This is a genomic window from Thermococcus chitonophagus, from assembly GCF_002214605.1.
Classification (GTDB): domain Archaea; phylum Methanobacteriota_B; class Thermococci; order Thermococcales; family Thermococcaceae; genus Pyrococcus; species Pyrococcus chitonophagus.
Genome location: NZ_CP015193.1, coordinates 1,305,487 through 1,326,802, shown reverse-complemented (window position 1 = coordinate 1,326,802; position 21,316 = coordinate 1,305,487). Strand labels below are relative to the sequence as shown.

The window sequence follows — 21,316 nt, the reverse complement described above, 5'->3', positions numbered from 1 at the left end:
ACTGGAGCAGAACCTATCAAATTACTTGCTGTAAGCCAATACATGTTTCGCTAGAGTTAGTGGATTTTATGGAAGAACTTTGACTCCTTGTCTCTTGGCCAATTTTCTGAATTTCGAATCGAAGGTCACAAAAGCACCTTTTTCGAGGGCATGAACTAATATCATCGCATCATTGAAGCGTGAGAGAGAAAGATTCTCTCCAATTAAAATTCTGAGAGCATTTTCCACAACTTTTGGAGTATCATTAAGCCCTTTAAACCTTGGATCCTTAGTGTAACCATTCAGAATTTCCCAAGTTTCAGTAACGGAAAACCCAACGCCTTTGAAAAACCAAACAAATTCCTGGAGAACTATGCTTGGCACATATCAAACATCGAGAGATTCTAAAATTTTTTTCTGCCTCTTTGTGGAACTCAGAATCCTCGAAGGTGTCATATATGAAAACATTGGTATCAATCACTCCGCGCATTCTTTCATGCCCTCCTCTATGATTCTTTCAATTTCCTCTGGGGGGAGCTTCTTCCCAAGTCTAAGCCTTTTTCTTCTCCTTTCTAGTCTTTTAATGATTATCTTGTCTCCTTCAAGGTACACTTCAAGGAGCTCTCCCTCTTTTATCCCAAGAGTCTTCCTGATCTCAGCAGGAATGGTTATCTGGTAATTCCTAGTAACTTTAGTGACGCCCATAGTACATCACACCTACTAGTAGATATTACAACCTACTATATTTATGAAGAGTTCAGACGTCTAACTCTAACCATTTCTAATAACAGGGGTGGAACTAGCATCGTTTATCTGCCAGTGGGAGTTACTTAATAAACTTCACAAATAGGCTATAAGTATTTTAACTCTCCTTTGAAATGGGCTTATTGGAGGATGATGAAGTTCGCTAGACCTGAAGCGTGATGAGCCCTAGGGTATCTGACCTCCATCTTTTTAACCCTTCTCTCCCCCTCTTTAATGGATGATGAAGCCTGCCTCGCTGAGCGGTGATGATTGGGTGAGCTACCTGACAATTTCCACAATTTCCTAAGATTCTTGATTTTTAACTTGCATTGATTTTGCACGATTTTTGTCGAAATTCTCTATGGCAGAAGACGAATATTTAAATGTATATGTTTAACAACTTATATAACTCTCCTGCTCGATATCAGGCTTCGATATACATTTGTGCGGAGGTGTGCATAGATGGGCATCCTTAAAAGATATCTTGAATACCCTGTTTTGCAGAAGATCCTCATCGGTCTTATCCTGGGTGCAATATTTGGACTCATAGCGGGCCACTATGGCTACGCAGATGCAGTGAAGACTTACATCAAACCATTCGGTGACCTCTTCGTTAGGCTCCTGAAGATGCTAGTGATGCCAATAGTATTCGCTTCACTGGTAGTTGGTGCAGCGAGCATAAGCCCAGCAAGGCTTGGTAGGGTTGGTGTTAAGATAGTTATTTATTACCTATTGACATCAGCATTTGCAGTTACCCTTGGAATAATAATGGCGAGGGTTTTCAACCCCGGAGCGGGAATTCAGCTGGTTGAAGCTGGGAAGAAATTTGCAGCAAAGCAAGCTCCTTCCATGGTTCAGACTCTGCTCAACATAATACCAACAAATCCATTCGGAGCTTTAGCCAATGGTAAAGTTCTACCAACGATATTCTTCGCAATAGTTCTTGGAATTGCAATAACGTACCTAATGAACAGCAAGGATGAGAAAGTAAGGAAGAGCGCTGAAACACTACTCAACGCGATCAATGGTTTAGCTGAGGCAATGTACAAAATCGTTGGTGGAGTGATGCAGTACGCTCCCATTGGTGTCTTCGCGTTAATAGCTAATGTAATGGCTCAGCAGGGAGTTAAAGTTGTTGGAGAGCTGGCAAAGGTTACCGTTGCAGTTTACGTTGGACTGTTCCTCCAGATACTCATTGTGTACTTCGTCCTCCTCAAGATCTTCGGTATCGATCCAATCAAGTTCATCAGCAAGGCTAAGGATGCCATGCTTACCGCCTTTGTTACGAGGAGCTCAAGCGGTACCCTACCGGTTACAATGAGGGTTGCTAAGGAGATGGGTATTTCAGAGGGAATATACTCCTTCACGCTTCCACTGGGAGCTACCATAAACATGGACGGTACCGCTCTATACCAGGGTGTTTGTACATTCTTCATAGCTAACGCTCTTGGAATGCACTTAACGATTGGCCAGCAGTTAACGATAGTCCTTACAGCAGTTCTGGCATCGATAGGAACAGCTGGTGTTCCCGGCGCTGGAGCGATAATGCTCGCAATGGTTCTCCAGAGCGTTGGGTTACCGCTTACGGATCCAAACGTTGCCGCTGCTTACGCAATGATCCTTGGTATCGACGCAATCCTTGACATGGGTAGAACGATGGTCAACGTTACCGGAGACCTCACAGGAACCGCAATTGTTGCGAAGACCGAGGGAGAACTTAAGAGTGGAATTATCGCCTGATAAATTTTCCTTCTTTATATTTTATTGAAGGGGCTATTCTCTCTAGGATGTGGGGCTTTTTTAGAAGGCTCTCAAGCCTTTTTTCATGAACCTTAAAGCCCCTCTTAAACCATCTTGGATATAGTTTAAGCCTATCCCCACACAATAGCTTCTCACGCTCGCATCTCTTCCATAGATCCTCCGGCTTTGCATATCCCTTCTCCACTATCTCCAGGTAGAGATCCCACAGAGTTGGCCTCCTCGCGTAGTCTACACCTAGAAGCTCCATTCCGCAGCAGTCCATGTCAAGTGGGTGATGGTACTCAAAAAGCCCCTCCTTGCACGTTGAAAATGCTAATCCTTCCTTTCTTGCTTCCCTTGAGAATTCTTCAGTTACTTTGATCCTATAGTTCAGAGGGGGCTGGATTAGAGGGGCCTTTTCATTAGGCGTTCCTGGCAGGTAGGATGACCATTCCTCCCTATATGCCTCTTCCCCTGGGAACATCTTAGAGAAGAATTTAAGAAGACTCCTCTTTATTCTCAGGAACTCGAGGATTATCATCTCAGCTCCGGCGGATGCGACCTCTGATACAAAGGTTCCTATATCTTTAATCCATCCCGGGATGAAGGGCTGAACTCTAACGATAACTGGGATTCCTATCTCAGAGACCTTCCTTATGAGATCAAGTCTTTCCTGGGGGCTAGGTGCTAGGGGCTCCAGAGTTTTTGAGTTCTCTAGCGTGGACAGTGAGACTTGGAACACCAAAAGTCCCTCACTCCCGAGGCTTTCCATAATTTTTACATGCTTTTTCCCAGGAATGAGCTTAGTGTTCACAACTACCGGAACCTTTTCCCTGTAGGCGAGCTTTAGGGCCTTGAGGGTGACCTTAGCCTCTCCCTGAAATGGATCGCTTAATGCAGAAAACCTAACTGGGGTTACCACTAATCCTTCCCTCTGCATTCTGCCAAGCTCACTTATTAGCTTAAAGACGTCCCATATGGGCTTTGGCTTCCCGTGAGGCCCTCTATACCATCTAGCGTAGCAGTATATACACCCTACCTCGCAGGTCGTGAAGACCTCTCCTCTAACTATGCTGTGGCAGAGTGAGCTGATGTGGCTGCTGGGCCCTATTATGAAATCTTTGAGTTTCATCATGCAAGCCTTTTTATCCTCCTTAAATATACTATCCCCTGGGGATAAGAATGGGAGTGTACATCTTTACTCCTGAAGATCTGCTCAGGTATGAGGTCATAACCCAGGACTGCCTTAATGTTTTAAAGGAGGCTCTAAAAAGGAGGGAGGATATTTTAGTAGTTGGAGGAACAAAGGCAGGAAAGACTAAGTTAGTTGAGGCAATGACATTTTTAATTCCCGAGGACTGGAAGATAGCAGTTGTTACCGCTTATAATGAATTTAAGCCCTTTAAGGACAACATCTTCGTTATAAACACGGAGTTTGATGGTAGAAGCGTCGATGTAAGAACTGAAGAAGTAATCGAGAAGATAAACTCAATAAATCCTGACTACGTTATAATTGACACCCTTCACACCGTTAGCGTTCCCAGGATTCTTGAAAGGTTAGTAGACAAATACGGCTTTATAATAACTTCCCTAGTCCTCTCAAGGAACCTTTGGGATGAAATTAAGCACTGGCTAAAGATAGACGATGAAATGCTGGAGAAGTTTGAGATCATCGTAGAGCTCTATAGGGACATAAAAACGGGGCACAGGAAGGTTAATGCAATATACAAGATAAAAGGAAAAGAGTTAGAGAGACTATGTTAGGCCTTTCTGCTTCTTTAACTCATTTATTACCTCTCTGAGGTTGTCAAGCATCTCCCTTATATCGTCGAACGTCATGTAGCCCATGTGGCCTATCCTGAAGGTGATCTCCTTGACGCTACCGTAACCCTTGGCCAGCTCGAATCCTCTCTTCCTCATTGCTTCGTAGACTTCATCTCCCTTTATTCCCTTTGGAGTGACAACTGCTGTAATCGTTGGGCTCTCGTACCCCTCCTCAGCTAAAATGTCGAGGCCCATCTCTTTGACTCCTTCTCTTATCATCTCTGCTCTCTTCTGGTACATCTCAAGCCACTTCTCCTTTCCACCCATCTTCTCTATGATCCTGAGAACGACATTTAGGCCAAAGATCTGGGGCATTGGAGGCGTTGAGGGTGTTGATTCCTTCTCCTTGAGGTACTTAACGTACAGTGGGATGTCAAAGTACCATCCTCTCTCAGGCATCTTTTCGGCTATCTCTAGGAACCTCTCGCTGAATACTCCAATTGCCAATCCTGGGGGAACACCGAATGCCTTCTGGGAGCTTGAGAACACAACGTCAAGCTCCCACTTGTCAAACTTTATATCTGCTCCTCCCATCGCTGAGACCGCATCAACAAATACCAGCTTGTCATGCTCCTTTGCCACTTTGGCGAGCTCTGGCAGAGGATTGAGTACTCCAGTCGATGTTTCATTGTAGGTTATCGTTACGGCCTCAACATCGGGGTTCTTTCTCAGAGCATCATCGAGATCTTCGGGCTTCACGGCCTTTCCTGGCTCGTACTCTAGAACTACAGCCTTCCTTCCGTTTGTCTCTACGACCTCCCTGTACCTCTTTCCAAACGCCCCAATTATTGTTACAAGGACTTTTCCACCCTTCGTAACTCCATTCCTAATGCTGGCCTCCATGATCCCTGTTCCAGAGCTTGGAACTAGTAGAACTTCTCCCTTCTTAACCTCAAGGAAGTCCCTGAGCCTTTCAACGGTGTCAACGTGCACTTTCCTGTACTCTTTGGATCTATGGCTAAACATTTGCACCTTCATTATCTCGAGTACTTCTGGGAAGCATGCGACTGGTCCTGCCGTAAAGAGCTTGTATTTTGGCTTTACCATTTCATAAACTTCTCTAAAGGCTTCCTCGTACTCCATAGCCCTCACCAGATCCAATATTGTTTTATAGCTATAAAAATGATTTGGACTTGGGGATGTAAATGCTTCAAGAAATCATTGAAGATGAAATAAGGAAGTTGAAACCAATCCTAAGTGACTATGGGGTAGAATTGGAAAGGTTCTTGGCCAAGGGAACAACCAGTTATGTGTTTTTGGGAACCCTTGGTGGCAAAAAGGTGGTAGTTAAGTACCAAAGGCCTGACTCACCTAGGAAAACATTGGGGAGAGAAGCTAAAATCCTTGAGATACTACAAGGTAAGGACATCACAGGTGATTTAGTATTGTATACTAAGATTGAAAGAAGGGAAGTACTTGTGAGGGAGTACGTTGAGGGAGAGCTTCTCATAAATTTGACTCCTAGAAAGGAGGACATTTTGAGGATAGCTGAAAAGGCTTACGCACTTGATACCTTGGGGATAGATCACGGGCAGATACAGGGAGGTAAGCATATAATAATAGGGAAGGATGTTTGGATAATTGACTTTGAGAAGGCGAGCACTCAAAGAAGACCTAAAAACCTAACTTCAGCGATGGCAATGCTTTTTCTTTCCGACAATGTGATATCCCGAAGGATCTCTAAGGAATATGGCATTACCGACGAATTCCGAGAGAGCTTAAGGTTGGCTCTTAGAGAGTACAAAACTTCCCGAAATTTAAAGAGAGTAGTTGAAGTACTATCTACCCTTTAAGCCGGCAATCAATGGTACTACCGTTCCAAGCATAAGTAACCCAAATCTTGGATCTATCATAAAGTTAAACGCGATGGTGACTAGGGTTATTATTCCAATGATCATAAGCGTATCCCTTTCGAGGAGGTTTGATTTTGCCAAGATATTTTTGTGCCTTTCTAGGTACGCCAAACTCGCCGGGATACCTATTGAGGGGATTATTAGGAAGGTAAAGTCTTTGAATGTTAGCGTTAATAATATTCCCAATAGGAATACTACACCGATGAGGATGTCTCTCTTCATGCTTGTCATGTATACGGCAAACTTTAAAAAATGCACCCATAAGTTTAGGCGGGGGAGATAAAATGGCGAGGTTTCCAGAGGCTGAAGCGAGGATCTTCAAGAAGTATATATGCCTCAGGTGCGGTGCCACTAATCCATGGGGAGCCAAGAAGTGCAGAAAGTGCGGTTATAAAAGATTGAGGCCAAAGGCAAGGGAGCCAAGAGGAGGAGGGCGCTGATTCCTACTCCTTCAGCATTTCAAGGACGTTTTCTATTATCTTTACTCCATCTTCGAACAATTTTTCCCCTTTCTCTGTAAGCTTGTAGTACTTCCTTGAAGGCCTACCACTCTCGCTCTCGTGCCACTCTGAAGTGACATATCCTGCTTCTTCCAACTTGTACAGAACGACATAGGAGCTAACCGTTGCTGGTTCAAATCCAAATCTTCGTTTTAGCTGTCCTCTGATTTCATAAGCGTACATGGGCCTCTCTCTGAGTAACTTCAGTATGTACATCCAGAGCATTTCCTTCGTGAGTTTATCCTTAAGCCTTAATAATACCTCCTCCATTTATATCACCCTTAGAGACGTATATTCTTTCACCATAAAACATATGTTATTAAAATATTTTTCGGTTGCAGTACGCTTTAGTTTGGAAAGATATCCAAAATTCCTTGAATATTTGCGAAAAATGACCAAGAAATATGGACATTCAACTGTTATAAATAGTGTCAAATTGATAAAATACCTAAAAATTATAGAAGAGATCAGAATATTAGGGGTGCTCTATATTCTCCCCATACCTCCCTTAACACATCAGTTACCTCTTGAAGAGTTGCAAGGTGTCTGTGAGCTTCTATTATGTAGGGCATCAAATTCTCATCTTCTTTCTCCGCAACATTTCTAAGCTTATCTAGTGCCTCTTCCACTTTCTTGCTGTCTCTCTCGCTCCTGAGCTTCTTCAGCCTCTCGATCTGCTTCTCCCTTATACTCGGATCGACCTTTAGTATCTCCACTTCTATCGGCTCATCGGTGACGAATTTATTAACTCCGACAATTATCCTCTTACCTTCCTCTATCTCCTTCTGGTACTTGTATGCTGCCTCGGCAATCTCCTTCTGGATGTAGCCTCTCTCGATTGCCCTCATCATTCCGCCCATCTTCTGAATCTTCTCAATGTACTTGAGGGCCTCCTCAAAGATGTGATCTGTCAGCCACTCGATGTAGTATGCACCACCAAGCGGGTCGACTGTATCGACTACCCCGCTTTCGTAGGCAATGATCTGCTGAGTTCTTAATGCAATCCTGACGCTCTTCTCGGTTGGAAGGCTCAAGGCTTCATCATAGGAGTTAGTGTGTAGGGACTGAGTTCCTCCCAAAACTGCAGCTAATGCCTGAATTGCAACCCTGATTATGTTGTTCTCTGGCTGTTGTGCCGTTAGAGTTGAACCAGCGGTCTGCGTGTGGAATCTAAGCATCATTGACCTTGGGTTCTTCGCGTTGAACCACTCCTTCATTATGTACGCCCAGAGCCTTCTCGCTGCCCTGAACTTTGCAATTTCTTCAAGGAAGTTGTTGTGTGCTGCGAAGAAGAAACTCAGCCTTGGAGCGAACTTATCTACATCCATCCCTCTCTCAATTACCGCCTTAACGTACTCGATACCATCAGCTAGCGTGAAGGCTACTTCCTGAACAGCGTTGGCTCCAGCCTCCCTAATGTGATAACCGCTGATGCTTATTGGGTTCCACTTTGGAATGTTTTCTGCACAGTACATTATTATGTCGGTTGTTAACCTCATTGAAGGCTGTGGTGGGAAGATGTAGGTTCCCCTTGCGATGTACTCCTTGAGGATATCGTTCTGAACTGTCCCCCTGAGCTTCTCCTGGGGAACTCCCTGCTCCTCAGCAACGAGAATGTACATTGCAAGAAGGTTTGCTGCGGTTGAGTTTATCGTCATTGACGTTGAGACCTTATCCAATGGAATACCATCGAAGAGAATCCTCATGTCCCACAGGGAATCAATAGCTACTCCGACCTTTCCTACTTCTCCCTCTGCTAGGGGATGATCTGAGTCATAGCCGAGCTGGGTAGGCAGGTCGAAAGCAACGCTTAACCCTGTTTGCCCCTGACTCAGCAGGTACTTGTACCTCTTATTTGACTCTTCTGCTGTAGCATAGCCAGCGTACTGTCTCATTGTCCAGATTCTTCCCCTATACATCGTTGCATAGACTCCCCTTGTGAATGGGTACTCTCCTGGGAAGCCGAGCTTTTCCATGTAGTCCCAGTTCTCCCCCAGATCTGCGGGGGTGTAAATTCTCTTTATCTCGAAGCCGTCATCGGTCAGGAACCTTTCTTTTCTCTCAGGAGCCTTCTGTAAGAACTGTCTAACGGTAGTTTCTTCCCATCTCTTTTCCTCTTCCTTAATTTTCTTTAAAGCCTCCTTATCAAACGTCATCATTTGGCCACCTGTTCATATATGGGTATTTTACCTATAAAAAACTTTACAAACCTAAAGATTTTGTGGACATTTTGTCCAGTTGAAAGAATTTTCAAAAGAGTATTCTCTTTTAGCTATAGTGTTTGGGAGAAAAATCTAGCGGCCGGCGGCGTCCCCGGCTTCCCGCCCCCTCTCGGAGGGCAGTACAACCGGGATCGCTGGGGGGCTTAACTTCCGGGTTCGAAATGAGACCGGGTGTAGCCCCCCCGCTATGGCCGCCGTGCCGTTAGTTACTGCTTAGTTAATGGTTTAAAAAGTTTTCGGTAGTGTTGAAGGTAAAGGAGATTATTGTAGAATATATTTTGATTTCCAAGAAGAGTCTGGCGGGCCGGGGGGGATTTGAACCCCCGACCTGCGGATTAAGAGTCCGCCGCTCTAACCAGGCTAAGCTACCGGCCCGCGACCCGATCTCTCATGGATAAAAGATATTTTATAAGCTTTTCGGTTATATCTCATGTACAACAATCATATCTTCGATGCTTTTGAGTCCTTGCCTTTTCACAGACTCACCAATGTTACTCTTTATTGTCTTCTTGGGTCTTAAAATTAGAGCTTCTACTTTTTCTGTCCCCAGGATCCTACAAGCATACACCCTGTGATGCCCATCTAGTAGGTATAGTTTTCCTCGGTAATATAGGCATATTATTGGAGCATCATACCCATGAAGAACGCGTTGAATAACAGCCTCAAGTTTCTTTCTGCTGAGTTCTTTTTGCGTTGGTATCAATTCTCTTATGTCAACTATGTCATGGAGTATCTCGAAATCAACTCCATAAATCAGTTCATTTTCCCTCTTAATCCTCTCAGCTCTTCTTATTGCCTCCTCTCTTGATATAAGTTTTATCATGCCTAATGTCAAAGCAAAACAGTTATTAACTGTTGCTGATTTTGTGTGTTTGTCTATGCAGGTGAACAATATAATAACCAAGGAAAAGCTTGAAAAGTACTTCAGGATAACCAAAGAGGCTCTGGAAAAGCTTGAGATTGTGGTAGATGAGAGAAGCCACCTTTATATAGTCGCGAAAGACTTTTTAACAATGGCCAAAAGCTACTTTCAAGATGCTGAGTACTACTTCAAAAGAGGGGACTATGTGACAGCCTTTGCTGCTTTAAATTATGCGCACGGCTTTATCGATGCAGGAGTGAGGTTAGGTGTCTTTAAGGGAGACGACAACAGGCTGTTTGCCTTTGGGTGAGGTGAGAGCCATGGGAGATTACATAGTAGTTTTAGAAGCTCCAATTATAGTTAAGGACGTGAGAGATGTTGAAGAGGCAATTGAGGTTGCCGCAAATAAAGTGATAAGCGCATTGGAGAAGGAAAAGCTCGATTTCGTTAGGGTTGAGATAGGATACTCAAAGTGTCCAGTTTGTGGTGCCGAATTTGAGAGCGCGTTTGTTGTTGGAAACGTTGGGCTTGTGGGAATATACCTGACCTTAAAGGTCTTCAACGCTCAAAGCCTCGAGCATGCGGAGAGAATAGCTAAGGCTGTTGTAGGCAAGGCTCTTAAAAAGGTCCCCTTGAAGTTGTACGAGATTCATGAGCTGAATAATGGGGGAGAGAATGGAGGGGTTGTTGCGGGAGAAGAAGCTAAAGAGGAATTCGCTTAGCGACATCCTCTATGTAGTCCTGGGGTAGGGCTATTAATGGATAGTAAACGGGAACTGTGAACATTTTCTTATCCTTCTTTATCTCTTCTTCAGTCCCTTCATGAAGTTGTAACCCCTTTATAACTCCCTTTGCTCCAAAGTCCTTGATAATCTTGTTTACTTTTCCTAAAGATTCAACCCTTATGAGGTCTCCTTTCGATCCATAAGCGAACTTCTTTATTCTCAACCACAGCTCCTTAACGTTTTCATTGCCCGCGTAGACGGGAATTACCTCAACTCCTCTTTTCATCATGAGGAATATTGCTAAAGCGGATTTTTTGTCTTCGAGAATTCCTACCATCTTTCCTTGGGTTCCAATGGGGAGCCCACCCCATCCTCTAATCTTCTCCGTAAAGATGTAGGCTCTCCCTTCCATTATTTCAATTCCAACCTCAATATCGTAATTGTGTAGGTCAACTTCGCACTCCTCGTTCTCCAGTATGTACTCTCCAACCTTTGCCTGTAGTTCGAGGCTGTTGAGGGGAAACTCTTTAGTTATTCTTCTCGCGGTTACCCTAAACTTTGGGTTTTTAATGCTGAGCTCTTTTGCTTTTTTTCGGAACAGCTTGAGGGCGGTTTTGTTTATCTTTTCAAGGGATGCCTCAACTTCCATTGCCGGTGATAGTGAAACTATTCCGAAAACCCTGACAAGGACGCTACTCGCTTCGACTGCTCTATTGGTCCTAACTATCACCCTTCCGTGCTTTGAAAATACCTCCTTGTACTCAATGTCCTCGCTGACGAGAGCTTCTCTTATGTTATTTATTAGAATCCTCTCAAACCATCTTCGCGTCTGCCTGGACTTCGTCCCTATCTCTCCGTATCTAACGATCACGGTGTTCATGGGTTCCAATTCTCTCAATCGCATTTAAGGATTTAGCTCAAACCAAAGCTTTAAAAGCTCTCACGTTTTAATAACTATTGGTGAGGAAAAAGTGCTAGAGGGCTACTACATAATTGAGAACCCTGGAGTTGTGCCAGCAGAGAGAAGGTTCAGAATGAGGGACCTTAAGGCGTGGGGGTATGATCTGCACCTAGGAACTATTGAAGGAGAGAGGGCATACTTTGTATCGAAGGTTGGCGAGAGAAAAGAGGGAGAAACATACACCGTTCATGGGAAGGAATACCACATTGAAGAAACTCAGAAAGAGATCCCGGAGAACGCAAGGTTGCTAGCGAGGATAGTTATTGAGAGAGGCCAGCCCTACTTGGAGTTCTGGCTCGAGGAGGAAGATGCGAGATTTCCCTTAGCTAAAGAGGACCCCAGGATAATACTCAAGAGGTTCTGGGAAAAGGAAAAGTTTACTCAGCTATTGAAAACTGTTAGGGCCGTTGGATTAACAACCGACTTTTACAAGGACAATGTCTTCATAAACTCAATCCCCCTGCCCTATGAGGAGTATCCCCCAAAGGTTAGGAGAGTACTCAGAGAGGTTAGGGATATACACAGAGATTTAACTGGGTTCGGAAGGTTCGTGTTCCAGTACTTTGGAGAAGAGGACAAGACCCACAATTATAGGGTCTTCTGGACTATTCCGACAATTCACTTGTTCGATGTGGAAGTTGCCAACGAAGTCGACAAGGTCTTAGGCATGCTTGATTGATAATCTCAACATTTTTAGGGAATAAGTTTTAAATCCTAATTTTTTGATTTCTTGAATTAAGGTGGGCAAGATGGGCCTATTTTCATTTGGTAAAAAAGGAAAAGATAAAATAAAGAAACTAATGGAAGAGAATAAAATGGATGAAGTAATTGAAAAGGCACTAAAAGACAAAAAAACAATAAGAGATCTTATAGAACTGCTATCAGATTCCAACCCTGGGACTGTTGGAGATGCACTGTTTGTCCTAATGACGATTCTCAGAGAGAGCCCCGATTCTATAGATGTTTCCTCAGATCTCGTTGATAAAGCGTTGTCACTAGTTCTCTCAAAGAACCCTTACGTTAAAGAGGGAGCCATGGGACTTGCAATGGAAATAGTTAAAGTTCACGGTTCTAAGTTCAAAGATGCAATAGACAAGCATGTTCCAAAGCTTTTATCAGAGGGGGACAAGAACACCATAGCCTTTGCTCTGCTGCTGATCAAAGAGCTTGGCCTGAGCAAGTATAGGGATGATGTGGAGAAGCTTACAGGGGTTGAAGATAAGATAATACTGCCATTTGAAGGCATGAAGTGGGTTAAGCTTGGAGATATAGCTAAGGACGTCCTAGAGAAGCTCTGAGAACACTAGATCCTCCTCACTTCCTCCTGCTTTTTTAAGCATTTTTAGGCTCCACTCTATTTTTCCAACGTCATCCGGTCTATGAGCGTCAGTTGCTAGTGAAAGCTTGACTCCTCTTTTTACACATTCTCTAATGAAATCCAAATCCGGGACTTTGTACCTGGCACTTATCTCGAAGGCTTTGCCGTATTCTTCTGCGAGTTTTATAACCTCGAGAACCTCCTCCCATGGAGGATATCCTATCCAGGGGAAGGTGTTGCCAAAGTGGCCTATTATATCTACGTTTTCATCTATTATAGCCTTTTTAACGTACTCCAAGTACCTATACCACTCTCCCTCTCCAAACCACTCGTGCACGCTAGCTATAACATAATCGAGCTCTCTTGCAAATTCTTCCGTTATGTCTGGCCCGCTCTCAGTTATGTTTGCCTCTATCCCGGCGAGTACTACAATTTCGCTCTCGTCTCTTACAGTTCTGATCTCTCTCACGTACTTGGAAAATATTCCTGGGGTGAAGAAGTGGATATGGTCACTAATTCCTACTATTTTAAGTCTCCTTTTTTCTGCCCAGGAAACGTTGTCCCTTATTAAACCTATACCATCCGAATATCTTGTGTGTGTATGCAAGTCCATCATGCTCGGTGGATGCAGGTAAAAGTTTAAAACTGCTACGGTTTAGCGGAGAGTGGATGAATAAGGAGGGGTGGTGAGAATGGGAAAGATCAGGCAGGGTTTCATTAAGAGGGTCGCGAGGGAGTTAGTTGACAGGTATCCAAATGAGTTCACCACGGACTTCGAGCACAACAAGAAGAAGGTTCAAGAACTAACCAACGTAACTAGCAAGAAGATAAGAAACAGGATCGCCGGTTACGTGACAAAGCTTATGAGAATGAAGAAGGAAGGGAAGATACTTTAAAGCGTTTTTAGGTACTCCGCATAAGCATTTGCATCCATTAGCTCCTTCAACTCCTCTTCTAAGTTCTTTGGCTTTATCTTGGCTATCCATGCCTCGTATGGATCTTCATTGATTTTTTCTGGGCTATCACTGAGCTCTTCATTTACCTCAACAACCTCTCCGCTAACTGGAGCATAGACTTCGCTTACCGCCTTTACGCTCTCAACCTCACATAGAACATCGCCCTTATTTACTTCCTTTCCCACTTCAGGTAGTTCAACATACGCCAAATCGCCGAGCTCTTTCTGTGCATAATCGCTAATTCCAACGAGGACAGTTCCGTCGTCGAGAACCTTAACCCACTCATGGTCTTTTGTATAGTACAGTCCTTCCTTTACCTTGTATTCTCCGACCTCGATCATGGGGATCACCATTTTAGGAATACAAAATATCATTTTTAAAGCCTTGCATACTGGTTAGGGGAGATCGTCAAATGGAAGTTGTTTGGGAGAGGGAAATTGACGCAAGTTCAATCGTCGTATCTCCAAGGCCAGTATGGAAGTGCATGGCATGTCCCATGTACGGCAAAAGACCGAGCTGTCCTCCTCATGTCCCCTCTTGGAGGGATACCGTGGATCTCATAAAGCACTACAAGAAAGCGCTACTCGTGAAGTTTAAGATCAATACAGAGGACTTCGAAAAGGAGAAGAGGAGAATTTTACTATGGCTCTTAGAAAAGGAGAAAGAATACTTCAGGAATGGCTATCCATATGCCATAGCACTTTTCCCAGGAAACTGCAACTTGTGCGAAGAATGCACATTTGAGACAACAGGAGTGTGTAAAATGCCAGAAAAAGTAAGACCAAGTGTTGATGCCGTTGGCATAGAACTAACCTCAATTGTAACACTAGACTTTAATGAACCTGTCTTGTATGGATTAATACTTATAGACTGAAGTTCGAACTTAATGTGGTAAAGTTTATAAGGAAATCCTGTTCACCTTACATGGTGATCCAAATGTCAATGAGTAATGCAAAGATGTATGGTGGTATTGGAGCAATAATAGGTCTAGTAGGGCCACTGGTACCTCATATAGGTTTTGTTCTCTCAATTGTAGGCTTAGTGCTAATTTTCCTGGCAGTGAAAATAATAAGCGACGAAACCGGAGATAAAGATATTTTCAGCTATTTCCTCAAGGCATTCATAGCAATCGTTGGTGGATTGATAGTCTTTATAATAATAGTTGTAGCAACCGTGGGTGCAGCGTTCTTGAATCCAAAAGAGCTCATGCCGACAAATATCTTAAGCTTCATAGGAGTTGTACTAGTTGGCCTCATAATTCTGTGGATAGCAATGATAATTGGAATGTACTTCAGGAAGAAAAGCTACGAGCTCATAGCACAGTATACTGGGGTGGACATGTTCAAAACGGCAGGTTTGCTATACTTCATAGGAGCAATACTGCTAATAATAGGAATAGGAGCTTTAATCGCTATAATAGCAGCGATCCTTGAGATAGTGGCCTTCTTCTCCTTACCCGAAGAAGTACAGAAGTCAGAGGTCAGCTCTGTATCTTCTTAGTTCCTCTTCAATTTTCTTCTTTGCGAGTTCTTGGGCCATAGGTCTCAACTTTTTCACGATTTCCTCCCTAACTTTTTCTACCCCAATACCCTTCATTGCTGAAATTTTTATTGGTTCAAGTCCCTTCTTTCTCACGAATTCTTCAATAACTTTTACTTGATCTTCCTTGGCCACATCTACCTTATTTAGCACAACGATGAATGGGAACTCTCCAAACTCCCTGTATATCTCTTCGAACAGATGCATCTGCTCCTCTATTGGAAATCCACAATACTCACTCGGGTCGAAGATGTAAATGATTAATTTTCCAAGGTGCTTCAGGGCCAATATTGCTTGCTTTTCTATCTCATTTCTCTCGCTTATTGGTCTATCAAGTAACCCTGGAGTATCAATTACTTGATACTTAAAGTACCCATCCTCAAATTGTCCTACGTTTATTCCTCTGGTCGTGAACGGATAGCTAGCTATTTCTGGCTTTGCAGTCGTGAGGGCCTTAAGTAGGGTTGACTTGCCAACATTTGGATGTCCAGCTATGACAACGGTTGGAACCTCCAAATCAACTACCGGCAGGTCTTTTAGAACCTCTCTGGCCTTGTTTAGATACCTGAGCCTGTCATCTATGTCACGAAGAACGCTTGCAACTCTGCCATAGAACTGCCTCCTCAATTGGGCCATTTCATCTGGATCCCTCGAGTACCTGATCCTCTCAATGTATCTCTCCTCCAGCTCCCTCACCATCCTTATTGCCCAATCTATGCCAGCCATGGCCTTGTGGAATGTATCCCTGTCAACAAGTACATCGACCAGCTCTTGGTAGAATTTAGGAAGTGTTGATAAACCAGGAGTTCGCTCTAGTACCTTCCTTAGATTGTCCCTTATCACGTTACTCACTGTTCTTATCCTAAGCTCTTCCCTTTGTCTTGCCTTTCTCACTCTATCCCCCCTGGGCTTAAAGGCAGATGCAGCCCTTTCAGCTCGCCTAAAGGCTTTATCTATTAATTCATCAGCGGTAAGCACGGTTGGCATTCTCTCAAAAGGATTCCTCATTTTCTCACCTCCGGATTATCGTGAGCTTAGCCTTCACCTCATACTCTTGGGAAGCTTATAAACGGTTTCCCATCTGGTCTCGATAGATTTTCTTGTATGAACATTTTAATTTGGAAAAATTTTTGAACAAATAATTTAACTGGGATCGATATAATATTTCATGGTGATTATATGATTAAGGCATCTAAAAGGGCACTCTCGATTGAGTACGCAATTAGGGATGTTGTTCTACCAGCGAGAGAGCTCGAAAAGAAGGGAATTAAGGTTATAAGACTGAACATTGGCGACCCAGTGAAGTTTGACTTTCAGCCCCCTGAGCACATGAAGGAGGCATACTGTAAGGCAATTAAGGATGGCCACAACTACTATGGAGATAGTGAGGGTCTTCTCGAGCTGAGAGAGGCTATAGTCGAGAGGGAGAAAAAGAAGAATGGAGTTGACATAACTCCTGAGGATGTAAGAGTGACTGCAGCAGTTACTGAGGCGCTACAGCTGTTATTTGGCGCGCTCTTGGATCCTGGAGATGAGGTCTTGATCCCAGGTCCGAGCTATCCTCCATACACTGGTTTGGTTAAGTTCCTGGGAGGCGTTCCCGTAGAGTACAGGACGGTTGAGGAGGACGGATGGCAGCCTGACATCGATGACCTAAGAAGGAAGATAACCGAAAGAACAAAGGCGATAGCCGTCATAAATCCAAACAATCCAACTGGAGCCCTCTACGAAAAGAAAACATTAAAAGAAATCCTCAACGTTGCAGGAGAGTATGACATTCCTGTTATAAGTGATGAGATATATGACCTTATGACGTATGAGGGCAAGCATGTATCCCCAGGATCCCTGACCAAGGATGTCCCGGTTATAGTGATGAACGGCCTCTCAAAGGTCTACTTTGCCACTGGATGGAGGCTTGGCTACCTCTACTACGTTGATCCTGAGAATAAGCTCGCCGAGATAAGGGAAGCGGTCGATAAGCTGGCAAGGATAAGAATCTGCCCAAACACTCCCGCTCAATTTGCGGCCATAGCAGGCTTAACTGGATCAATGGACTACCTTGAAGAGTACATGAAAAAGCTGAAGGAGAGGAGGGACTACATCTACAAGAGACTAAACGAGATCCCGGGAATATCCACCACTAAGCCCCAGGGTGCCTTCTACATATTCCCCAAGATAGAGGATGGCCCCTGGAAGGACGATAAGGAGTTTGTTCTAGATGTTCTGCACAATGCCCATGTCCTCTTTGTCCATGGCTCTGGCTTTGGCGAGTACGGAAGAGGCCACTTCAGGGCGGTGTTCTTGCCACCAGTTGAAATCCTTGAGGAGGCCATGGATAGGTTTGAGAAGTTCATGAGGGAAAGGCTAAGCTCTTGAAGCTACTATGACTGCTATGTCGGACCACTTCATTTTTGGTTTTTCTTTTAGAAATTCTTTGAATTCCTCAATTATCTCTTTATGAACTCCAAGCTCCTTCCACTCTTTAACAGTTTCTTCTCCCATATTCATCAGGACTTCACTGGGCACGTATGAATTCCATCTAATGATTTTCTTCAGAGTGATATTAAATCCAGCCTCCTTAGCTAATCTCCACCAGTATTCTGGGAGTTGATACACTTCATATCTTCCAATGCTTGTCATAGCTTTTCTCCACAGTTCCGCAAATCTAAGGTAAGCTTCATTTCCACTTGGTACTGGCTCGACTATCATAACCGTTTGAGCAAGTTTTCTCGCCACAAACAGAGCCTCTAGATGAAATTTAGGGTTTATTTCGTGCAGGACAAAACTGAAAACTGTTATATCTGCAATCTCCCCCTAAACGGAAGCTTCAGGAAGTCGCAGAGTATTATGGGGATCGAAAGATAATTTTTGAGGACTCTTTATATCGTTCTCTACAACTATAACATAAGCTCCTAAGATCGAACAGTTTTCTTGTTGAATTCCCTAGGCCAACGTCGAGAACTATCTTCCCTCTCACATCTAAGCAGTTCCATATCTCTCCTTCTATCCTTTTGGAGTCTTGAAAATAGTCCATGTTACTTCTCTAGGGGAATTCATAGAAAAATATTGTGGAGCCGGGACCGGGATTTGAACCCGGGTAGAGGGGATCTGCAGTCCCCCGCCTGGCCTCTAGGCTATCCCGGCATTACAATATTAGAATGGCGCCGCGGCGGGGATTTGAACCCCGGCGGGACCACGCCCACCGGCTTAGCAGGCCGGCGCCCTACCAGGCTAGGCTACCGCGGCGCTCCCGATAGGTTGTGAGTTTATGGAGGATATTTAAAGTTTTTGGATAAGAGCTGTGGAGCCGGGACCGGGATTTGAACCCGGGACCTGGGGATTACGAGTCCCCCGCCCCACCAGGCTAGGCTATCCCGGCTCGTGCCCATTTTGCCTTAACTAAGTGAGCCTCTTATAAACTTTGCTCTCTATCTATCAGTGTCCTCTGACTATTTTTGCCAACAATTAAATTTTGTTTAGAAGGAGGCAAGGTGGAAATCCTTTAGTCCCCTTTCCTATGATGATATCCTTTAAGTGTATTGGCTTAGATAAAAATATTGATCACCCTAGCGTCAGCTCTTGGAAAAATCTACAGAGCTAATCACCTTTCAGTTCAGGTGTATTACTATCTCCTTGTTAATATCTCCCCTGATATATGCTACAATATTATCTGGGACTACCTTTGGGAGGATCCATACAGATGTCTCGTATACAAGGGGTTCTAGTATGCCTTCGACAGTCTTAGTTTCGTACTCATTTGATGGCTTCGGGCTCGTCCTGCGAATTCTAATATACCGGCGAATTCTGCTATAACTTCGGAACTCGGAGTTTTCCTCAGGAATTTTTGTTGCATTGAATCTTAAAAAGAGTGTGTTGTTTATATAGGAACACCCAGTAAGGTTGAATTCCCATCTCCCATTAACTCGGAGAATGAGAACTATCGTGATATTTTTCTCTGGATGAACTTGTCCCCATTTAGTGCTCTTCCACCCTTCATACGGCAAATCCTCAGGAACGGGATATTCTACAAATTTAGAACAATTTTGCATCCACTGAATGGATTCTTCTTCGGGAATTTCATGTTTAACATGGATATGGAATAATAAAATCCCTAAAATGAAAAGGGAAGCAAGGAAGATCATAAGGATAACTCTTTTGTTCATGCTCATCCCCCAGTAATGTCAAGGGTTATTCTTAAGTCCTTTTCAATCCCGTCTATTGGGCTATATATAGAGGAGCCCGTTTTTGTAACCCCCACATGTATACCGTAAAGTTCTGCAGCTACATTTCTATAACTGTAGAAAACTGGAGCTCCACTATCGCCATCTGCAGCATAATAGTTAGCTTCCATTTGACAATAAAAGTAAGCGACGGGTGGATATCCATACTTAAGTTGTTCTTCCTTTCTGTATTCCACTACAAGTGTCACACACTTATTTATTATTGAGCCATAAGTTTCTCCAGTTGTTCTACCAACTTTATATACTCTCCCGCCAATGGGTTGCTCAGCGGAATACCTCTTTCCAATCACATTTCCATTGAGGTAAATTTTTGTTGATATATCAGCATTTGTTATGTAAATTAATAGGGAGTCACTATACCTATAGAAAACAGATCCTTTTTTTTCTGAAAAAGGGATTGTGCGTAATTCGACCAATATAATAAGCTTTATTATTTGTATCTGGCTGATAAACATGCTGTCCACTGGTACCATAAATCCCAAAATGGCCAACTGTTATGGCATATTTCTCGCCACCATAATATCCAACATAACCTAATGTGCCAATTCCTCCCAACTCTTTATTTGTTATCTGTATTCCCCCAATGAGAGGTCTGATGTAATCTTTGTTAATTCTAGTATGGTCTCTGTCGTTATGTAACATTATATACTCTCTTTGTTCAATTCTCACGGATTCTTTAGGTATTCCAAGTTTTTCCAGTTCATTTTCAAGGAGTTTTAATTTTTCTGACGTTACTTCTTTCAAGCCAATAGTCAGAGTGTTGTGTGCCTCATCAGCATCAATCATTGTAATTCCAAGTTTTTTAACAGTCTCGATGTCAAGCTTTTCTACCTGTTTTTTCCACTTTACTAATTGTTTAAAGCTGTATTTTCCTTTTAGGAATACTATGTTGACTTTTCCTTTGTATTTTCTTAATGCTTTTTTGAGTTTCTCTTTATCTTCCTCACTCTTTATGTATACGAAAATTAGTCCTTTCTCCTCGTTGATGAACATTCCTCCATAAGAGGGCAAGCTTGTGGAGAATTTCCCGTGAAGTTCATCAATTCCTACTAAATTCATTAAATCTCTTGCAGCTTGGTGCAGAATCCTTGAATCTGGCTTCTTAAACAAGCCATAAGGCATTTCTTTGAACGCAAACCCCTCAAAACCTCCAGCCTTCCTAGGCTCTTGACAATACCACCAGACCCTAGGCTCACTCTTCTGAACCCACCGCCCATCCTCAAAAACCCAATAATTTACAGGCTGGCAAATTTTGTCCTTGCTGTTCTCAATTATATTCGCGCTAGTTATGGAACTTAAAAATAATAAACTAAGTAACAAAATACTCAATAACTTTCCTTGCACTTGGTATCACCATTATACAAAATTAAATTTTAAGTATTTAAGTTTTTTATTTAATATTATGAGGGCATTGATATTTTATTACAATAAAAACAATTCTTCAATTTTCTCTGACCATATTTATACATTGATTATAAAGAAAAGCATCAATATGTCAGGGTTTTTAGGAAAATTCCTACAATTATAAAGTTTTAGCTTTTAAGATTATCTTGTGTAATTCCTAAGATGTAGCTTCTAGATATAGTTTTATAATTATAATTTGGAAAGCTCACTATAGTTGGTATTTTGGATAAGGCAAATGTGCCAAGCAAAGATTTCCGCATATCTATCTAGAGGTAAAGGATTACAGAAAGCTTCTTAATGATTCCTCTATTATTAAAGAGTATGGAAAGAGCTATTGCACCCTTTGCAAGACCATAGAATATATCTTATGTGATCCCATCGAGGAGAGTTATTGCAATTAAGCCCTTTTGAGGTTCTAGTGGTTGAATAATTTCTCAAAAATATGCAC

The 21,316-nt window shown here is 43.0% G+C and carries 28 protein-coding genes, 4 tRNA genes and 1 rRNA gene; 12 read left to right on the top strand and 21 right to left on the bottom strand.

Going from position 1 to position 21,316, the window contains the following annotated elements; translation table 11 throughout:
* Nucleotides 1-66: 66 nt before the first annotated feature.
* Nucleotides 67-363 (bottom strand): PIN domain-containing protein, encoded by a 297-nt coding sequence (locus tag A3L04_RS07485; RefSeq protein ID WP_231963779.1) that lies wholly within the window; start codon nt 361-363, stop codon nt 67-69.
* Between the two features lie 93 nt (nt 364-456).
* Nucleotides 457-684, bottom strand: a complete 228-nt coding sequence (locus tag A3L04_RS07480) for an AbrB/MazE/SpoVT family DNA-binding domain-containing protein (RefSeq protein WP_068578392.1) — start codon at nt 682-684, stop codon at nt 457-459.
* A 501-nt stretch (nt 685-1,185) separates the two neighbouring features.
* On the opposite strand from A3L04_RS07480, the gene A3L04_RS07475 reads away from it, so the two are divergent.
* The gene (locus A3L04_RS07475) at nt 1,186-2,463 is read left to right on the top strand and encodes a dicarboxylate/amino acid:cation symporter (protein ID WP_068578390.1); all 1,278 of its coding nucleotides are present in this window, start codon (nt 1,186-1,188) and stop codon (nt 2,461-2,463) included.
* Here A3L04_RS07475 and A3L04_RS07470 read toward each other — a convergent pair.
* Entirely contained in the window at nt 2,453-3,595 is a 1,143-nt protein-coding gene (locus A3L04_RS07470; protein WP_068579609.1) for a radical SAM protein, read from the bottom strand. The genes A3L04_RS07475 and A3L04_RS07470 overlap by 11 nt on opposite strands.
* A 50-nt stretch (nt 3,596-3,645) precedes the next feature.
* On the opposite strand from A3L04_RS07470, the gene A3L04_RS07465 reads away from it, so the two are divergent.
* The gene (locus A3L04_RS07465; protein WP_068578388.1) at nt 3,646-4,227 is read left to right on the top strand and encodes a P-loop NTPase family protein; all 582 of its coding nucleotides are present in this window, start codon (nt 3,646-3,648) and stop codon (nt 4,225-4,227) included.
* Here the strand turns inward: A3L04_RS07465 and A3L04_RS07460 are convergent.
* Nucleotides 4,219-5,370, bottom strand: coding sequence for an alanine--glyoxylate aminotransferase family protein (locus tag A3L04_RS07460; protein WP_068578386.1), 1,152 nt, complete (start codon nt 5,368-5,370; stop codon nt 4,219-4,221). The two genes, A3L04_RS07465 and A3L04_RS07460, sit on opposite strands and share 9 nt — an antisense overlap.
* Before the next feature lie 62 nt (nt 5,371-5,432).
* On the opposite strand from A3L04_RS07460, the gene A3L04_RS07455 reads away from it, so the two are divergent.
* Nucleotides 5,433-6,080 (top strand): serine/threonine protein kinase, encoded by a 648-nt coding sequence (locus A3L04_RS07455; protein ID WP_068578384.1) that lies wholly within the window; start codon nt 5,433-5,435, stop codon nt 6,078-6,080.
* Here A3L04_RS07455 and A3L04_RS07450 read toward each other — a convergent pair.
* Nucleotides 6,066-6,362: a hypothetical protein gene (locus A3L04_RS07450; RefSeq protein WP_068578383.1), complete on the bottom strand. Its 297-nt coding sequence runs from the start codon at nt 6,360-6,362 to the stop codon at nt 6,066-6,068. The genes A3L04_RS07455 and A3L04_RS07450 overlap by 15 nt on opposite strands.
* A 62-nt stretch (nt 6,363-6,424) precedes the next feature.
* On the opposite strand from A3L04_RS07450, the gene A3L04_RS07445 reads away from it, so the two are divergent.
* Nucleotides 6,425-6,580 (top strand): 50S ribosomal protein L40e, encoded by a 156-nt coding sequence (locus A3L04_RS07445; RefSeq protein ID WP_068324217.1) that lies wholly within the window; start codon nt 6,425-6,427, stop codon nt 6,578-6,580.
* A 3-nt stretch (nt 6,581-6,583) separates the two neighbouring features.
* Here A3L04_RS07445 and A3L04_RS07440 read toward each other — a convergent pair whose 3' ends face one another.
* The 5 genes from A3L04_RS07440 to A3L04_RS07420 all read right to left on the bottom strand — a co-directional run bounded on the left by A3L04_RS07440 (nt 6,584) and on the right by A3L04_RS07420 (nt 9,685).
* Nucleotides 6,584-6,910, bottom strand: coding sequence for a PadR family transcriptional regulator (locus A3L04_RS07440; RefSeq protein WP_068578381.1), 327 nt, complete (start codon nt 6,908-6,910; stop codon nt 6,584-6,586).
* Nucleotides 6,911-7,107: 197 nt separating this feature from the next.
* The gene (locus A3L04_RS07435) at nt 7,108-8,796 is read right to left on the bottom strand and encodes an acyl-CoA mutase large subunit family protein (protein ID WP_068578379.1); all 1,689 of its coding nucleotides are present in this window, start codon (nt 8,794-8,796) and stop codon (nt 7,108-7,110) included.
* 143 nt (nt 8,797-8,939) lie between these two features.
* Nucleotides 8,940-9,061 (bottom strand): 5S ribosomal RNA (gene rrf, locus A3L04_RS07430).
* 98 nt (nt 9,062-9,159) lie between these two features.
* Nucleotides 9,160-9,237, bottom strand: a tRNA-Lys gene (locus A3L04_RS07425).
* 46 nt (nt 9,238-9,283) lie between these two features.
* Nucleotides 9,284-9,685, bottom strand: coding sequence for a ParB N-terminal domain-containing protein (locus tag A3L04_RS07420; RefSeq protein ID WP_068578378.1), 402 nt, complete (start codon nt 9,683-9,685; stop codon nt 9,284-9,286).
* A 55-nt stretch (nt 9,686-9,740) separates the two neighbouring features.
* Between A3L04_RS07420 and A3L04_RS07415 the strand changes: the two genes are divergently transcribed.
* The gene (locus tag A3L04_RS07415; RefSeq protein ID WP_068578376.1) at nt 9,741-10,034 is read left to right on the top strand and encodes a DUF357 domain-containing protein; all 294 of its coding nucleotides are present in this window, start codon (nt 9,741-9,743) and stop codon (nt 10,032-10,034) included.
* Nucleotides 10,035-10,044: 10 nt separating this feature from the next.
* Nucleotides 10,045-10,446, top strand: coding sequence for a DUF555 domain-containing protein (locus tag A3L04_RS07410; RefSeq protein WP_068578374.1), 402 nt, complete (start codon nt 10,045-10,047; stop codon nt 10,444-10,446).
* Here the strand turns inward: A3L04_RS07410 and A3L04_RS07405 are convergent.
* A complete protein-coding gene (locus A3L04_RS07405) occupies nt 10,427-11,329 on the bottom strand; it encodes a THUMP domain-containing protein (RefSeq protein WP_068578372.1) in 903 nt (300 codons plus the stop codon). The two genes, A3L04_RS07410 and A3L04_RS07405, sit on opposite strands and share 20 nt — an antisense overlap.
* Nucleotides 11,330-11,420: 91 nt before the next feature.
* Here A3L04_RS07405 and A3L04_RS07400 point away from each other — a divergent pair, with 91 nt between their 5' ends.
* A complete protein-coding gene (locus tag A3L04_RS07400; RefSeq protein ID WP_068578369.1) occupies nt 11,421-12,089 on the top strand; it encodes a TIGR00703 family protein in 669 nt (222 codons plus the stop codon).
* A 70-nt stretch (nt 12,090-12,159) separates the two neighbouring features.
* Nucleotides 12,160-12,708, top strand: a complete 549-nt coding sequence (locus tag A3L04_RS07395) for a hypothetical protein (RefSeq protein WP_068578367.1) — start codon at nt 12,160-12,162, stop codon at nt 12,706-12,708.
* Here A3L04_RS07395 and A3L04_RS07390 read toward each other — a convergent pair.
* Nucleotides 12,694-13,344 (bottom strand): PHP domain-containing protein, encoded by a 651-nt coding sequence (locus tag A3L04_RS07390; protein ID WP_068578365.1) that lies wholly within the window; start codon nt 13,342-13,344, stop codon nt 12,694-12,696. The two genes, A3L04_RS07395 and A3L04_RS07390, sit on opposite strands and share 15 nt — an antisense overlap.
* Nucleotides 13,345-13,420: 76 nt before the next feature.
* On the opposite strand from A3L04_RS07390, the gene A3L04_RS07385 reads away from it, so the two are divergent.
* Nucleotides 13,421-13,624: a 30S ribosomal protein S17e gene (locus A3L04_RS07385; protein WP_068324258.1), complete on the top strand. Its 204-nt coding sequence runs from the start codon at nt 13,421-13,423 to the stop codon at nt 13,622-13,624.
* Here the strand turns inward: A3L04_RS07385 and gcvH are convergent.
* Nucleotides 13,621-14,025, bottom strand: coding sequence for a glycine cleavage system protein GcvH (gene gcvH, locus A3L04_RS07380; protein ID WP_068578363.1), 405 nt, complete (start codon nt 14,023-14,025; stop codon nt 13,621-13,623). The genes A3L04_RS07385 and gcvH overlap by 4 nt on opposite strands.
* Before the next feature lie 71 nt (nt 14,026-14,096).
* On the opposite strand from gcvH, the gene A3L04_RS07375 reads away from it, so the two are divergent.
* Both A3L04_RS07375 and A3L04_RS07370 read left to right on the top strand, forming a co-directional pair.
* Nucleotides 14,097-14,558: a DUF2284 domain-containing protein gene (locus A3L04_RS07375; RefSeq protein ID WP_068578362.1), complete on the top strand. Its 462-nt coding sequence runs from the start codon at nt 14,097-14,099 to the stop codon at nt 14,556-14,558.
* A 62-nt stretch (nt 14,559-14,620) separates the two neighbouring features.
* The gene (locus A3L04_RS07370) at nt 14,621-15,184 is read left to right on the top strand and encodes a DUF996 domain-containing protein (RefSeq protein ID WP_068578360.1); all 564 of its coding nucleotides are present in this window, start codon (nt 14,621-14,623) and stop codon (nt 15,182-15,184) included.
* Here the strand turns inward: A3L04_RS07370 and A3L04_RS07365 are convergent.
* Entirely contained in the window at nt 15,158-16,231 is a 1,074-nt protein-coding gene (locus tag A3L04_RS07365) for an NOG1 family protein (protein WP_068578358.1), read from the bottom strand. The two genes, A3L04_RS07370 and A3L04_RS07365, sit on opposite strands and share 27 nt — an antisense overlap.
* A gap of 171 nt (nt 16,232-16,402) precedes the next feature.
* Here A3L04_RS07365 and A3L04_RS07360 point away from each other — a divergent pair, with 171 nt between their 5' ends.
* Nucleotides 16,403-17,599, top strand: coding sequence for a pyridoxal phosphate-dependent aminotransferase (locus A3L04_RS07360; protein WP_068578355.1), 1,197 nt, complete (start codon nt 16,403-16,405; stop codon nt 17,597-17,599).
* Here the strand turns inward: A3L04_RS07360 and A3L04_RS07355 are convergent.
* From A3L04_RS07355 to A3L04_RS07325, 7 genes are all read right to left on the bottom strand, one after another.
* The gene (locus A3L04_RS07355; RefSeq protein WP_157092435.1) at nt 17,588-17,932 is read right to left on the bottom strand and encodes a hypothetical protein; all 345 of its coding nucleotides are present in this window, start codon (nt 17,930-17,932) and stop codon (nt 17,588-17,590) included. The two genes, A3L04_RS07360 and A3L04_RS07355, sit on opposite strands and share 12 nt — an antisense overlap.
* Before the next feature lie 360 nt (nt 17,933-18,292).
* Nucleotides 18,293-18,367: transfer RNA gene (locus tag A3L04_RS07350), tRNA-Cys, on the bottom strand.
* Between the two features lie 15 nt (nt 18,368-18,382).
* Nucleotides 18,383-18,469 (bottom strand) — tRNA-Ser (locus A3L04_RS07345).
* A gap of 56 nt (nt 18,470-18,525) precedes the next feature.
* Nucleotides 18,526-18,602: transfer RNA gene (locus A3L04_RS07340), tRNA-Thr, on the bottom strand.
* Between the two features lie 229 nt (nt 18,603-18,831).
* Entirely contained in the window at nt 18,832-19,386 is a 555-nt protein-coding gene (locus A3L04_RS07335; RefSeq protein WP_068578351.1) for a hypothetical protein, read from the bottom strand.
* 2 nt (nt 19,387-19,388) lie between these two features.
* A complete protein-coding gene (locus tag A3L04_RS07330) occupies nt 19,389-19,754 on the bottom strand; it encodes a chymotrypsin family serine protease (RefSeq protein WP_068578349.1) in 366 nt (121 codons plus the stop codon).
* Between the two features lie 70 nt (nt 19,755-19,824).
* Nucleotides 19,825-20,808, bottom strand: a complete 984-nt coding sequence (locus A3L04_RS07325; RefSeq protein ID WP_068578347.1) for a hypothetical protein — start codon at nt 20,806-20,808, stop codon at nt 19,825-19,827.
* Nucleotides 20,809-21,316: the final 508 nt, after the last annotated feature.

Coding starts and splice junctions, on each gene's coding strand:
- A3L04_RS07370 (WP_068578360.1), top strand. CDS start 14,621: ATGTCAATGAGTAATGCAAAGATGTATGGTGGTATTGGAGCAATAATA.
- A3L04_RS07335 (WP_068578351.1), bottom strand. CDS start 19,386: ATGAACAAAAGAGTTATCCTTATGATCTTCCTTGCTTCCCTTTTCATT.
- A3L04_RS07475 (WP_068578390.1), top strand. CDS start 1,186: ATGGGCATCCTTAAAAGATATCTTGAATACCCTGTTTTGCAGAAGATC.
- A3L04_RS07375 (WP_068578362.1), top strand. CDS start 14,097: ATGGAAGTTGTTTGGGAGAGGGAAATTGACGCAAGTTCAATCGTCGTA.
- A3L04_RS07470 (WP_068579609.1), bottom strand. CDS start 3,595: ATGAAACTCAAAGATTTCATAATAGGGCCCAGCAGCCACATCAGCTCA.
- A3L04_RS07405 (WP_068578372.1), bottom strand. CDS start 11,329: ATGAACACCGTGATCGTTAGATACGGAGAGATAGGGACGAAGTCCAGG.
- A3L04_RS07445 (WP_068324217.1), top strand. CDS start 6,425: ATGGCGAGGTTTCCAGAGGCTGAAGCGAGGATCTTCAAGAAGTATATA.
- A3L04_RS07395 (WP_068578367.1), top strand. CDS start 12,160: ATGGGCCTATTTTCATTTGGTAAAAAAGGAAAAGATAAAATAAAGAAA.
- A3L04_RS07410 (WP_068578374.1), top strand. CDS start 10,045: ATGGGAGATTACATAGTAGTTTTAGAAGCTCCAATTATAGTTAAGGAC.
- A3L04_RS07450 (WP_068578383.1), bottom strand. CDS start 6,362: ATGAAGAGAGACATCCTCATCGGTGTAGTATTCCTATTGGGAATATTA.
- A3L04_RS07385 (WP_068324258.1), top strand. CDS start 13,421: ATGGGAAAGATCAGGCAGGGTTTCATTAAGAGGGTCGCGAGGGAGTTA.
- A3L04_RS07355 (WP_157092435.1), bottom strand. CDS start 17,932: ATGATAGTCGAGCCAGTACCAAGTGGAAATGAAGCTTACCTTAGATTT.
- A3L04_RS07460 (WP_068578386.1), bottom strand. CDS start 5,370: ATGGAGTACGAGGAAGCCTTTAGAGAAGTTTATGAAATGGTAAAGCCA.
- A3L04_RS07365 (WP_068578358.1), bottom strand. CDS start 16,231: ATGAGGAATCCTTTTGAGAGAATGCCAACCGTGCTTACCGCTGATGAA.
- A3L04_RS07420 (WP_068578378.1), bottom strand. CDS start 9,685: ATGATAAAACTTATATCAAGAGAGGAGGCAATAAGAAGAGCTGAGAGG.
- gcvH (WP_068578363.1), bottom strand. CDS start 14,025: ATGATCGAGGTCGGAGAATACAAGGTAAAGGAAGGACTGTACTATACA.
- A3L04_RS07390 (WP_068578365.1), bottom strand. CDS start 13,344: ATGATGGACTTGCATACACACACAAGATATTCGGATGGTATAGGTTTA.
- A3L04_RS07415 (WP_068578376.1), top strand. CDS start 9,741: ATGCAGGTGAACAATATAATAACCAAGGAAAAGCTTGAAAAGTACTTC.
- A3L04_RS07465 (WP_068578388.1), top strand. CDS start 3,646: ATGGGAGTGTACATCTTTACTCCTGAAGATCTGCTCAGGTATGAGGTC.
- A3L04_RS07480 (WP_068578392.1), bottom strand. CDS start 684: ATGGGCGTCACTAAAGTTACTAGGAATTACCAGATAACCATTCCTGCT.
- A3L04_RS07440 (WP_068578381.1), bottom strand. CDS start 6,910: ATGGAGGAGGTATTATTAAGGCTTAAGGATAAACTCACGAAGGAAATG.
- A3L04_RS07455 (WP_068578384.1), top strand. CDS start 5,433: ATGCTTCAAGAAATCATTGAAGATGAAATAAGGAAGTTGAAACCAATC.
- A3L04_RS07435 (WP_068578379.1), bottom strand. CDS start 8,796: ATGACGTTTGATAAGGAGGCTTTAAAGAAAATTAAGGAAGAGGAAAAG.
- A3L04_RS07360 (WP_068578355.1), top strand. CDS start 16,403: ATGATTAAGGCATCTAAAAGGGCACTCTCGATTGAGTACGCAATTAGG.